The sequence below is a fragment of the Carbonatibacter coralli genome (assembly GCF_039592655.1).
GTDB lineage: Bacteria > Pseudomonadota > Alphaproteobacteria > Kiloniellales > Kiloniellaceae > Carbonatibacter > Carbonatibacter coralli.
On the sequence record NZ_JBBUTJ010000001.1, the window covers coordinates 158,910 to 171,729 of the forward strand.

Annotated in this window: 11 protein-coding genes and 1 tRNA gene; 2 read left to right on the forward strand and 10 right to left on the reverse strand. The window is 55.5% G+C overall.

Features of this window, described 5'->3' with window-relative positions:
• Positions 1-110 precede the first annotated feature (110 nt).
• The 9 genes from AAAH10_RS00655 to cysE form a co-directional block, all read right to left on the reverse strand.
• Positions 111-187 (reverse strand) — tRNA-Met (locus AAAH10_RS00655).
• Positions 188-381: 194 nt separating this feature from the next.
• Positions 382-1,518, reverse strand: coding sequence for a tRNA 2-thiouridine(34) synthase MnmA (mnmA, locus tag AAAH10_RS00660; RefSeq protein ID WP_343561301.1), 1,137 nt, complete (start codon positions 1,516-1,518; stop codon positions 382-384).
• Positions 1,519-1,738: 220 nt separating this feature from the next.
• Entirely contained in the window at positions 1,739-3,160 is a 1,422-nt protein-coding gene (locus AAAH10_RS00665; RefSeq protein WP_343559485.1) for an alpha/beta fold hydrolase, read from the reverse strand.
• A gap of 96 nt (positions 3,161-3,256) precedes the next feature.
• Positions 3,257-4,591, reverse strand: coding sequence for a methyl-accepting chemotaxis protein (locus tag AAAH10_RS00670; RefSeq protein ID WP_343559488.1), 1,335 nt, complete (start codon positions 4,589-4,591; stop codon positions 3,257-3,259).
• Positions 4,592-4,836: 245 nt separating this feature from the next.
• Positions 4,837-5,151 carry a ferredoxin family 2Fe-2S iron-sulfur cluster binding protein gene (locus AAAH10_RS00675; protein WP_343559490.1) on the reverse strand — a complete coding sequence of 105 codons (315 nt, stop codon included), beginning with the start codon at positions 5,149-5,151 and terminating at the stop codon, positions 4,837-4,839.
• Between the two features lie 96 nt (positions 5,152-5,247).
• Entirely contained in the window at positions 5,248-6,426 is a 1,179-nt protein-coding gene (locus AAAH10_RS00680) for a cysteine desulfurase family protein (protein ID WP_343559492.1), read from the reverse strand.
• 54 nt (positions 6,427-6,480) lie between these two features.
• Positions 6,481-7,704, reverse strand: a complete 1,224-nt coding sequence (locus tag AAAH10_RS00685) for a cysteine desulfurase family protein (protein ID WP_343559494.1) — start codon at positions 7,702-7,704, stop codon at positions 6,481-6,483.
• A gap of 83 nt (positions 7,705-7,787) precedes the next feature.
• The gene (locus AAAH10_RS00690) at positions 7,788-8,231 is read right to left on the reverse strand and encodes an Rrf2 family transcriptional regulator (RefSeq protein ID WP_343559496.1); all 444 of its coding nucleotides are present in this window, start codon (positions 8,229-8,231) and stop codon (positions 7,788-7,790) included.
• A 150-nt stretch (positions 8,232-8,381) separates the two neighbouring features.
• Positions 8,382-9,137: a serine O-acetyltransferase gene (gene cysE / locus AAAH10_RS00695; RefSeq protein ID WP_343559498.1), complete on the reverse strand. Its 756-nt coding sequence runs from the start codon at positions 9,135-9,137 to the stop codon at positions 8,382-8,384.
• Between the two features lie 445 nt (positions 9,138-9,582).
• Here cysE and AAAH10_RS00700 point away from each other — a divergent pair, with 445 nt between their 5' ends.
• Complete coding sequence (locus AAAH10_RS00700; RefSeq protein WP_343559500.1) at positions 9,583-10,248, forward strand: alpha/beta hydrolase; 666 nt, start codon at positions 9,583-9,585, stop codon at positions 10,246-10,248.
• Positions 10,249-10,304: 56 nt separating this feature from the next.
• Here the strand turns inward: AAAH10_RS00700 and AAAH10_RS00705 are convergent, their stop codons facing one another.
• Positions 10,305-11,423 (reverse strand): anhydro-N-acetylmuramic acid kinase, encoded by a 1,119-nt coding sequence (locus AAAH10_RS00705; protein WP_343561303.1) that lies wholly within the window; start codon positions 11,421-11,423, stop codon positions 10,305-10,307.
• A gap of 125 nt (positions 11,424-11,548) precedes the next feature.
• Between AAAH10_RS00705 and tyrS the strand changes: the two genes are divergently transcribed.
• Complete coding sequence (tyrS, locus tag AAAH10_RS00710; RefSeq protein ID WP_343559503.1) at positions 11,549-12,817, forward strand: tyrosine--tRNA ligase; 1,269 nt, start codon at positions 11,549-11,551, stop codon at positions 12,815-12,817.
• Positions 12,818-12,820 lie beyond the last annotated feature (3 nt).

The window sequence follows — 12,820 nt, forward strand, 5'->3', positions numbered from 1 at the left end:
CAAAATGCGACGATTGCCCACCCGGAAAGGATCCACAGGCAGACACTCAAGGCAGGCTGTTTTCAACAGAAAATCCCCGGGAGCAAGCTGCTCAACCGGGGACTTTGCAATGGTGGCGGATCAGGGACTTGAACCCCGGACACATGGATTATGATTCCACTGCTCTAACCAACTGAGCTAATCCGCCGCAAAGGCCTTGTTTCCAAGACGTGACAGGCTTTTAGGAGAAGTTTCGGGTTGTGTCAAGTTCCGAAAAAATGAACGGAACAGGGAACATTCGTCCCACGGCAAAGATGCCCCGTCTGCTCCAGCGCAAGACAGTTCCCGACAGAAATACCCCCAAATCCGGAGAGATGCAGAGCGTTCTCAGGCACAAAGCTCTCAGGCCGCAACTGTTTCCTGCTCAGAGGAAACAATCCAGCCGCCACCCAGAACCCGGTTTCCATCATAGAAGACAGCGGCCTGCCCCGGAGAAACACCGAACTGGGGATCGTGAAGCACAATGCGCGCACCACCCATTCCAAGCCCCTGTCCTTCCGGATAAAGCGTTGCAGCAACAGGTTTTTGCGAAGAGCGTAACTTCACAAGCACATCCTTGCCGTTGTCACTGATTTCCTCGCCAAGCCAGTTCAGCTCGTTGATCAGAACCACAGTCCGGGCCAGAGCTTCTTTCGGACCGACAATGACCTGCTTGGCCTCTGCATCCAGACGGATCACATAAAGAGGCTCGGCCGTTCCACCGACACCAATACCGCGACGCTGCCCGATCGTGTAGTTGATGATTCCATTGTGCTGTCCCAGGACACGCCCGTCGAGATGAACGATATCCCCTTCATCCAGAGCACCGGGACGCAAACGCTCGACAACACGTGCATAGGACCCATCGGGAACAAAACAGATGTCCTGGCTGTCCGGCTTGTCCGAAACATGAAGCCCCATGCGCTCGGCCATCTTACGGGTTTCGCTCTTCGGCAGACCACCCAGCGGGAAGCGCAGGTAATCCAGCTGCTCGTTTGTTGTGGTAAAGAGGAAGTAGCTCTGATCCTTTGTATCATCAAAGGCACGGTGCAGTTCGGGGCCGTTCTCGCCGTCAATGCGCTGAATATAATGGCCGGTCGCCATACAGTCAGCTCCAAGATCCCGGGCCATGGCCAGCATGTCCTTGAACTTGACCTTCTGGTTACAGCGCACACAGGGGATCGGCGTTTCACCCCGCAGATAACTGTCAGCGAAATCCTCCATCACGCTTTGCTGAAACCGGTTCTCGTAATCAAGGACATAGTGCGGAAAGCCGTAGCGATCAGCAACGGTACGGGCATCATAGATGTCCTGACCCGCACAGCAGGCTCCGGATTTTTCCAAAGCAATACCATGATCATAAAGCTGAAGTGTGACACCGATCACGTCATAGCCCTCTTCCTTCAGCAGACAGGCCACAACAGAACTGTCAACGCCACCGGACATGGCGACAACAACACGTGTGTCTTTCGGGTCTTTGTCAAAGCCGAGGGAATTCACCATCGCTACGTGATCCTGAACAAGAGGTTTTCAGACTAAACAAAAATCAGCCGGGAGGACTTTTGCCCCTCCATCGGCATGGCTTGCGCGGGACCATAACAAAAGCTGTCAGGACTGTGAACGGCCTTTGCTGCATAGCCGCCCTGCTCGCGCTGTTAGCTGCATATAAAGGAAACCCGAGTTCCCTTGTCAAGCTTTAGCGCGTTTTGGGGCTGTTCCATCAGGCCCGGTCAAGGCAGTGAAGGAAACGGTCAATCGGTTCCGGATGCCGCAGGAGCTGGAACACAGCGGTCAAATGCCCCCGGCGCGGTGCAAAGAAACGATTTTCCCCAGGAATGCGCCAGTCCTCGGCAAATTCCAGCCCTCCATCAAAGGAAGTCAGGCGATCTTCCTGCCCCAGGAGGAACACCATCTGATCGGAGGAGAGATGCAAATCTCCGTAATTTCTCTTTCCAACTCCCTGTAAAACCGCGCAGGGATCCAGGCAGGGAGACAGGGTCTGGCACGTTTCAGAGGTCCAGCCCACTCTTTCCATCTCTGTAAAGACCCCGAGTTCCCGGGCGAGGGAACCGCGGGTTGCCGCCTCGACCACACGCCCCGTTGTCGTCATCAGAAGCAGGGCATCGGGACTCAGGCTGCGCGGCCACTGCGACGCCATGGCCACATAGAGCTGAGCGGCCATGGCTCCAAGCGAAATCCCGGCAAAACCAATCTGGCTGACACCGTGATGACGCAACCACAGGAACAGATCGGACAGCTCCTCGACCCAGCGCCAGAGCGAAAGCGCAAAACCCATCGGTCCGCGCTCGACCACCTGTTGACCTGCAAAGTGGGTCAGAGGTTTTCTGAAACCGTGACCGGGTTGCTGAACCCGGAGAATACGATAGCCCTGCCCGGACAGCTCGACAAAGGGGTCGCGCCTGTCCTCCCCCTGATCCTGTTCCACGCAGAGGCCCTGCAGATAAAGAATTGTCGGCAGGGGAATATTTCCCTGCCCTTCGGGTTCAAAGATGCGGATCCACTGGGTTCCTCCCCGTCTGGACGGCATCTGCATCCAGCGTTCCTGCCCGATGGTATTCAGAACCGGCGCTGAAAGCTTCGCATCCGGAAGCGCTGCCTGGCCTTCCCCCCCGAAACAGCCGGTCGAAGACACCACAGGATTTTCCGTCAGGAACCGGAGTGTCTCTTCCGGTGTCGGAATGTCCCAGTCCATCAGCGGCACACCGCGCGAAAGCCTGAAGCCGTTGCGAATGATAAAGGCCACATGATCCCGGGAACTTTTCTGTCGTCTGAGTTCAGCCTGAAGACGCTCTTCATACCCCTGTGAAAGAGATCCTGCGTCGTAAAGCGTGCTGTGGGTCAGCTGGCTGTCTTCCGGAAAGAACACCGTCTCCCAGTCCATAAGGGCCCTTTCCTGCTCCCTGTAAAGCTCAAGGAGCCTGTCCCATTGCCCCTCCCTGCCGGGATTTTCCCTCTCGACGATACGGCCGGCTTCCCGCATTGCCGGAAAGGCAACAGAAACACCCAGCCGCAAGGCCAGGGCATCCATCCACGGGCGAAGAAAGAGTTTTCTGAAAGGCCCGTCAAAAAGCGGATAAAGCTTTGGGGCAGGCAGGCGGGGATGCAGGGAATCAAGGGCCAAGAGGATCTTCCATCACAGTTTGCCCCTTCTTTCTATAACAGTTTCGCTACAGGAAAATGTCAGTCCCGACAGCAAACACTGCCGGGACTTTCGCGATCAGGCACCGGAAATGCGCTGCACGCAGTCATTCAGTTCCCCGATATTGTCGTGGATCATTCTGATATTATTGGTCAAATCACTGACAACTGTTTTCTGTTCATCCAGTGCACCGGCCACCGAGGAGACATAGCTGTCAATATTGTTTGAGGAATCGGAAATTTCGGAACTGCTGGAAGAAACCTTGTTGGCCATGTCGCGCATCGCCTCGATGGTTTTCGAAATTTCGTCCGTCGCCTGGGAAACCTGACCGGCCAGATTCTTGACCTCGGTTGCGACAACGGCAAACCCCTTGCCAGCCTCTCCGGCACGCGCGGCCTCAATGGTTGCATTCAAAGCCAGCAGATTGACCTGCTTTGCAATGTCACGAATGATGGTCACAATCCCGGACATGGAATCCGTTGTGCTGTCCAGTTCGCCAGCCAGCGTTGTCGCATGACCGGACTGGCCGACAATGCTGCCCACAGTCTGTTGCGAGCGGTTCATGGTGGCACTGATTTCCTGAATGGACGCCAGAAGTTCCTCTGCAGCGCCACTGACAGCCTGTACAAGGCCCGAGGCAGAGTTTGTCATCTCCCCGGCCTGAACACGCGCCCTCATCTGTGCCGTGATATCCGTTGCATACTTCACGACCTTGAAGAGCTTGCCGTTCATGTCGTAAATCGGGTTATAGGTCGCCTGAATCCAGACTTCCTCACCGCCTCTGGCAAAGCGCTTGAACTCATCGGCACTGTACTGTCCCTTGCGGAGATTTTCCCAGAAGAGCCGGTAGTCGGCAGAACCGGCATAGGCCGGATCAACAAAGATGCTGTGATGCTTTCCGACAATTTCATCCAGCCGGTAGTTCATTGCCCCGAGGAAGGCTTCATTCGCATGGATGATCGTTCCGTCCAGTTCAAACTCGATAACAGCCTGCGATCTGTTCAGGGCTTCAAGCTGCCCCTGAAGGTCGGCATTTTTCAGTTTTTCATCCGTGATATCGCTTGCCAGCTTGACGACCTTGTAAACAGCTCCTGTCTCGTCAAAGACCGGGCTGTAACTGGCCCGCAGCCAGATTTCACGACCGCCCTTGGCAAAACGCTGGAACTCCTGCACAGCGGACTGCCCCTTGCGCAGCTTCTCCCAGAAATCCTGATACTCCTGACTGGCTGCATAGGCCGGATCAACAAAAAGGGAATGGTGCTTGCCCGTGATCTCGTCCAGCCGGTATCCCACGGTTTCAAGAAACGCCTGGTTCGCCTGTATGATTGTTCCTTCGGGTGAGAATTCAATAACAGCGTATGACTTCTCGATAGTGCTCAGAATGTTCGTAACATCAGTCTCGTCAAAAAACATGATATGCCTGTACTCTCTTATTTAACTCACTGCAAAATAAACACAATTGCGCTGTGTTTATCCTGCTCTTCTTGTGATTTTTTGTTCGGTGAGACTAGAAGCCGAAAGTCTTAAGATTCGATTTAAAAAGCACGGGTCATCCGGGAAAACATGAAAAAAAGTTTCTGGAAAAACTGTTCCGGAAACAAAAAACACAGCCCGTCAGACAGGCTGTGTTTTCATGAGAAACGATCCGGGGAAATGCCCTACATTTCATCCGTCACGCGGACTTTCAGGCCATCCAGTTCTTCTGTCATGATCAGCTGACAGCCAAGACGGGATGTGTCTTCGACACCATATGCCAGATCCAGCATGTCTTCCTCATCCTCGGAAATGACACCGGTTTTCTCGTACCACGCCGGATCGACGATGACATGACAGGTCGCACAGGCCAGCGAACCTTCGCAGGCACCTTCCAGATCAACACTGTTGCGATGCGCAATTTCCAGAATGGACATCCCGACAGGAGCGTCCACCTGCTTTTCCGTACCATCAGCTTCGACAAAGGTCATAGTAGCCATGCCTTATCTCTCCTCACAAAGGCTGTATTTTTTATTTCCTTCTATATAGGAAGGCTTTTTCCGGTTTGTGAAGAGGCTTTTTGTCCGAAAAATTCTTCAGGCTGCCTTTGCCCGCAGGGAACGGATCGCAGCGATCATCACATCTGCTGTTCTTTCGACCTCTTCCCTGGTTGTAAAGCGCCCCATTCCCAGACGAAATGACTCCAGCGCCGCTTCCTCGTCCAGCCCCATGGCCCGCAAAACATAGGAGGGTTCCAGCTCTGCAGAAGAACAGGCTGAGCCCATGGACAGAGCCAGTTCGGGCATGGCTCTCAACAGCTCCGGCGCAGACACGCCGCTGATGCGCAGGTTCACACCGTTTTCCACAGCCTGTTTCCGGCTGCCGTTTACCAGCACTCCCGGAACAGCATCCTGCAGCCTGCTCAAAAGAAGCTGCTTGAATTCACGGAACATGTCCTGCTCCTGTTCCTGCTCGACCAGCGCCAGAGCGGCCGCAACACCAAATCCGGCGACAAGCGGAACCGGAAGCGTTCCCGATCGCAGACCGCGTTCCTGCCCGCCGCCATCCAGCAACGGCAGGAGGCGCACACGCGGACGCCTGCGCACATAAAGCGCCCCGACACCCTTGGGGCCATAGGCCTTGTGACCGGAGAGGCTCATCAGATCAATCTGCATGGCCTCGACATCCAGTTCAATCTTCCCGGCTGCCTGTGCTGCATCCGTGTGGAAATATGCACCTGCATCCCTGCAAAGCCTTCCGATAGCCGCAAGATCCTGCACAACAGCCGTTTCGTTGTTCACAGCCATGACCGAAACAAGGGCGACATCACCGCCAGCAAGCGCAGAGCGGAGCCTTTCCATGTCCAGCAAACCATCACCATCGACGGGCAGGATCTCCATGTCCCAGCCCTGACGGGCCAGGGTTCTGGCGGCTTCCAGAACGCACTTGTGCTCAACAGCAGAAACCAGAACCCGCCTTTTTTCCTGTCCGCGCACCGGGTGCTCCGCCAAAAAGGCCATCACACCTTTCAGCGCCAGGTTGTTGGCTTCTGTCGCACCGGACGTGAAAATGATTTCCCGGGGATCGGCTGCAATCAGGTCCGCAACCTGCTTTCTGGCCTTTTCGACCAGCTCCGCAGCTTTTTGGCCATAGCTGTGATCGACAGAATGCGCGTTGCCAAACTCTTCGGTAAAAAGCGGCAACATCACATCGACAACACGGGGATCCGTTGGCGTCGTCGCCTGATAATCAAGATAAACTGGCGTATCACTCATCAAAGACACTTACCCTAAAGACCGATGACTGCTCCCATGCTGGCACAGAACAGTTCAGACGTTGACCTGTTTTTCTGTCGCAGGATCGCCGGAGACATCGCCATGAAGCTTGTCTCCCTTTCTCTCATAGAGAGCAGACCAGCACTCCACAAAGCGATCCACGTCCTCCTGCGTGCTTTTCCAGCCCAGGGAAAACCTCAGGACAGACCCGGCTTCCTCGTCCGTTGCTCCCATTGCCTTCATCACATGGGATGCCTGTACCTTTCCGGACGAACAGGCCGAACCGGATGAAACGGCGATACCTTCCAGATCAAGGGCCATCAACTGTGTGTCCGAAGGTACACCGGGCATGGCCACAGAGGAAGTGTTGGGCAAACGCTCTGTATTCTGTCCGAAAACCTTCGCATTGGGCGCAATGTCCCGAACCCGCTGCTCCATGTCATCGCGCAGGGCCCGGATGACAGCCAGACTGTTGTGCTTCTGTTCCCCGTTGCCGGATGTCTCGTTGCCGACTTCCTCAAAAGCCAGCTCTGCTGCCTTGCCAAAACCTGCAATACCGGCAACGTTCTCCGTTCCTCCGCGGCGACGTCTTTCCTGCCCGCCACCAACCTGCTGCTGCAGAACATCAATCCCCTTGCCCAGCACAAGCGCCCCCACACCCTGGGGACCACCGATCTTGTGGGAAGACAGCGTCAGAAAATCGGTCTCCAGGGCCATGGCATCAACGGGCGTTTTGCCCAGTGCCTGTACAGCATCACAGTGACAGAGCGCCCCCCGGCTGTGACACAGCTCGACAATCTCGCGAACGGGCTGGATCACACCGGTTTCGTTGTTCGCATACATGACGGACACCAGCACATCGCTTCCGTCTTCACCAATCGCATCAGCCAGAGCTTCCAGATCAACACGTCCGCAGGATTTCAGCGGAATTTGGAACGCCTCCGGATCCACGGCCAGAACGGAATCATGCTCTCCGGCAGAAACCATCAGACGCGAGCGACCAGCCCCTCGCAGGGCCAGATTGTTGGCCTCTGTCCCGCCGGACGTAAAAATGATGCGGGTCGCACGCGTATTAACCAGTCTGGCAAGTGCCTCGCGCGCATCTTCGACACGTCGTCTGGCCAGACGGCCAAAGGCATGGACAGACGAGGCATTGCCAACCTCTCCCATCACAGCGGCAACCGTTTCAATCACCTCCGGACGAATGGGTGCTGTTGCATTGTAATCAAGATAAACAGGCGTTTTTCCCGAAGGCAGGGTCATATGAGAAGCGGTCATAAAGTCTCATTTCCGTTGTGGGTATGTCTGCCTGCTTCAAGTCCGGGCAAACAGAACGCTTACGGATTGTTCAAAAATTCGGATTACTGGGCTGCCGGCTGATAGGTCGAAATCGGAACGCGCCTTTTCAGAACGTCATCCAGCGTTACGGAGTCCAGGTAATCATAAATGGTGTTGGAAAGACCAAGCCAGAGATCATGAGTGATACAGCGGCTTTTGTCCGCACGACAGCCATGCGGGCTGTCCGGATTACAGGCGTTCGTCCGGATCGGTTCCTCGACAGCCTTGAAGATATGTGTGATCACGACCTCATCTGCCGGGCGGGCCATCATGTAGCCCCCACCGGGTCCCCGCACGGAACGGATCAGGCCAGCGCGGCGCAGCTTGGCAAAAAGCTGCTCAAGATAGGACAGGGATATTTCCTGACGATCTGCAATATCCGACAGCGCTACCGGATTGTCCTGCGCATAAAGTGCCAGATCAATCATGGCCATCACGGCATAGCGCCCCTTGGTGCTCAGTTTCACGGCTTTCACTCCTGCTTCAGGCTTGTTGCTCCGCCTGCGTCTTATCCGACCAAAAGGGTCTGTTATATGCAGATGCCCCTTTTAACCGCACTTTGTCAAGGGTTTTACAGCCGACAAGGCGTGACGGCTCCCTGAACAGGGAGGCTTTTCCTATCGCTGCTTGTTTTGGGGAACCGGTGCCTCAACAGTCGGCATGGGCGGTGGAGCCGATTTTTCCCCGGCTTCACGATCCTCAAGCTCGACCACTCTTGTGCGCAGCATCTGGACTTCGGCCATCAGGCCTTCCAGAGCACGGGCCACAGGATCGGGAATATCACCTTGCGGGATACCGTAGGCTGCAAAGGGCTGACTTTCCGGCTGGGCTCCGCGGTTTTTGCGTCCGATCGCCTTGGCCGGGATCCCGACAACTGTTGTGCAGGACGCCACATCCTGGGTCACGACAGCATTCGCGCCAACGCGTGCCCCGCATTCGACCTCGATCGGCCCCAGCACCTGGGCACCGGAACCGACAATGACATTGTTGCCAAGGGTCGGGTGACGTTTCACCCCGCGCTGGGCATCGGAATCAACCGAGGGTGCAACACCACCGAGCGTTACTCCGTGATAAAGCGTGACATTGTCACCAATCACACTGGTTTCACCGATGACAACACCCATACCGTGGTCAATGAAAAACCCGCTGCCCACCTTTGCTCCCGGGTGGATTTCAATACCGGTAATGGCCCGGCTGATCTGCGAGATAAAGCGCGCCAGCAAACGCCAGTTTGCCTTCCAGAGACGATGGGCCAGACGATGAGAGGCAACCGCCTGGAACCCCGGATAGCACAGGACAACTTCCAGCCGGGAACGCGCCGCAGGGTCGCGTGCCATTGTTGCATCAATTTCTCGGATCAGGCTCTTGAACATCTTCTTGATCCTCTCCTCATCTCGTCTCGGGCTGCAAAATCAGCCTCTGTTGTTGTCACCGACCGGTAAACCGGGACAGGTTCACAGGTCGATCAGATCATAGCAGATCACAAGCTTTGCAACATATCCGGATGACAGTTTCAAGTCCTTAGTTCTCTTCCGAAGCTGTCAGCGGGAACCAAAACAGGTTCCCAGACTCGATACAGGAAAAAAGACAGTGCATTTTCACATTCAAAGTCAATCTCTTACCGGAAAAAGCTGGAGATTTCCCTCACCTTACCCTATAAGGTACGCTGTCTTGATATTCCTGTGATCACTCCCGTTGATATGGCGTTTCCGTGCTATGGCCCTTCTGGGCATATAGTAACACAGGCTGTGCCAATCAAGGAAAGCGCAGTTTTGCAGGAAAGACAAAAAGCATAGGCAGTTAAGGAAACACGGCAGGATGCCCGATATTATTCTGAATGGCCCGGAAGGCCGTCTCGAAGGTCGCTACTATCACAGTAAAGTTCCAAATGCTCCCATCGCCATGATGCTTCATCCGCATCCCCAGCACGGCGGTACCATGAACAACCGCATCGTTTACACGATGTTCCATGCTTATGTAAAAATGGGCTTTTCCGTGCTGCGCTTCAACTTCCGCGGTGTTGGTCGTTCACAGGGTGTCTACGCAGACGGCGAGGGCGAACTGGCCGATGCTGCATCTGCCCTGGACTGGCTGCAGTCTGTCAACGAGAATGCCAGCCAGTGCTGGGTCGCCGGTTTTTCCTTTGGCGCCTGGATCGGCATGCAGCTTCTGATGCGCCGTCCGGAAATCAACGGCTTTGTTTCCATCGCTCCGCCAGCAAACATGTTCGACTTCAGCTTCCTTGCCCCCTGCCCCTCCTCCGGTCTTATCCTGCAGGGTGAGCGCGACGATGTTGTGCCAGAAGCCAGTGTTGCCAAACTGGCCGACAAGCTGAATTCCCAAAAGGGCATTTCCATTGATTACCGTCTGGAGCCGGATGCCGGTCACTACTTCGAAAACCAGATGGAGCTTGTTGAAGCACACATCCAGGACTACGTTCGCAAACGCTTTGCCGAAGACGGAGTTCCGCTGATTGCAGGCTAGGTCCTGCGAACCACGAACAAAAAACCCCGCTCCGACCGAGCGGGGTTTCTTTTTATCTAGGCCGGCTGATGGAGCACACCACCCCGGCAGGCTTCCGGCACGGCTGTTGTACCGGGCCAGGACAGCGGCAACCCCAGACGGCTTCTCAGCGCCAGATAGGCAAAGGCCTGCGCTTCGAGCACATCCCCGTTCCAGCCCCGGGCCTCCACAGGCAGAACTTCACCGGACAGTTCTTCGGACAGGGTTTTCATCAGGACAGGATTGTGCCGTCCTCCTCCCGTCACGAACCATTTCGCCGGTTTTTCGGGCAAAAGAGCCTCACCTGCTCCGATCGCCTTCACGGTAAAGGCCGCCAGCGTCGCCATGACATCCTCGGACCTTTCGATCCGGCTGGCAAAAAACTCCAGGGAAAAGTCATTCCGATCAAGGGATTTCGGAAAGGACTTTCTGAAAAAGGGATGTTCAAGAGCCTCAGACAGAACCTCCTGCGCCACAACACCTCTTGCCGCCATCTCGCCATCGAGATCACAGGCCTGCCCGGTCCAGGCTCTGGCCCAGTCATCCATCAGCGCATTTCCCGGACCCAGATCAAAGGCAAGCATCCGGTCATCCAGCTCTCCGCGCACCAGCGTCACATTGGAAACACCCCCGATGTTCAGGAAGGCAACAGTCTCCTGCCCACCCCCTGCAGAACGTGCCAGAGCCGCATGATAGGCCGGGGCAAAGGGGGCACCCTCCCCACCACGGGCCACATCCGCTGCCCTGAAATCATTGACCACCGCAATTCCGGTTCTGGACGCCAGCAGCGCACCATCACCGATCTGGAGGGTTTCCCGGTCCGCAGGGTTGTGCCAGAGCGTTTGACCGTGAAAGCCGATCAGGGCAATGTCCGAGGCCGAAAGTCCGGCTTTTTGCATCAGCTGTTCCACAGCCTCGACATGCCAGAGTGTCTGCTCCTCTTCAAGAGCTCGCACTGCCTCAAGTGACCGGTCCTTCTGAAGCAGACAACCTTCAATGCGCTCCCTTTCCGGAAGACTGTAAGGCCTGAAAAAACTCTCGCCACATTCCAGAACCCGTTCTCCGTCACTGCGGATCAGAGCCGCATCAATTCCGTCCATGGATGTTCCGCTCATCAGGCCCAGAAGCCATTTGCCTGTATCGTGCCCTGCTGTCATTCGCACCTCTATTGTTTCCAGTGCAGGAGTGTGGTAAATCCCGCCCTGTTCTGCAAGTCGGAACTGATATTTCTTCGACCTGCGTTCCCCGATTAAACAGAATGAAACCAGAAAAGAGAACCCCAATGACTGCGCCTGCTGCACAGAACTTCCGTTCAGAATTCCTGCGAGAACTGAGCGCGCGCGGCTATATTCACCAGGGTACGGATTTGAGCGCACTGGACGAAAAAATGGCCGCTGGTTCCATCAGCGCCTATATCGGCTTTGATGCGACTGCCAATTCTCTTCATGTTGGCAGCCTTCTGCAAATCATGCTTCTGCGCTGGCTTCAGAAAACCGGTCACAAGCCAATCGTTCTGATGGGCGGCGGCACCAGCAAGGTCGGTGATCCCTCCTTCAAGGACGAAGCCCGCAAGATGCTGACCCTCGAAGACATCCAGAACAACATGGATGGCATCAAGCAGGTCTTTTCCAAGTACTTGAGCTTCGGGGAAGACCGGAACGATGCCGTCATGGTCAACAACGATGACTGGCTGGGCAATCTGAACTATCTGGAATTCCTGCGTGATTACGGCATTCACTTCTCCGTCAACCGGATGCTGAGTTTTGATTCCGTCAAGCTGCGCTTGGACCGCGAACAGTCCCTCTCCTTCCTTGAATTCAACTATATGATCCTTCAGGGCTATGACTTCATGGAACTGAACCGCAGGCACGACTGCCTGCTGCAGATGGGCGGTTCCGACCAGTGGGGCAACATTGTCAACGGCGTCGACCTGACCCGCCGGGTTTCCCAGAATGAAGTCTTTGGTCTGACCTCTCCGCTGCTGACAACCTCTTCAGGTGTCAAGATGGGCAAAACTGTCGGCGGGGCCGTCTGGCTGAACGAGGACCGTTGTTCCGTCTTCGATTTCTGGCAGTACTGGCGCAACACGGAAGACGCCGATGTGGGGCGCTTTCTGCGCCTCTTCACAGAGCTTCCACTGGACGAGATTGCCCGTCTGGAAAAGCTTGAGGGTGCAGAAATCAACGAAGCAAAGAAGATTCTTGCAACAGAAGTGACCAAGCTTGCCCACGGCGAGGCCAAGGCACTGGAAGCACAGGAGACAGCCCGCAAGGCTTTTGAAGAGCGCAGTCTCGGTGCCGACCTGCCCTCCATGGACTTCGACAGATCAAAGCTTGAAGAGGGACAGCCCTTCTTTGTCATGCTCAAGGAAACCGGCCTTTGCCCGAGCAGCAGCGAAGCACGCAAGCTGATCAAGGGCGGCGGTGCCCGCATCAATGACGAACAGGTCAGGGAAGACAACCGTGTTGTCACCCTTGCCGATCTGAACGCGGAAGGATCAATCAAGCTTTCTGCCGGGAAGAAGCGCCACATGCTGGTACGCCCTGCATAACAG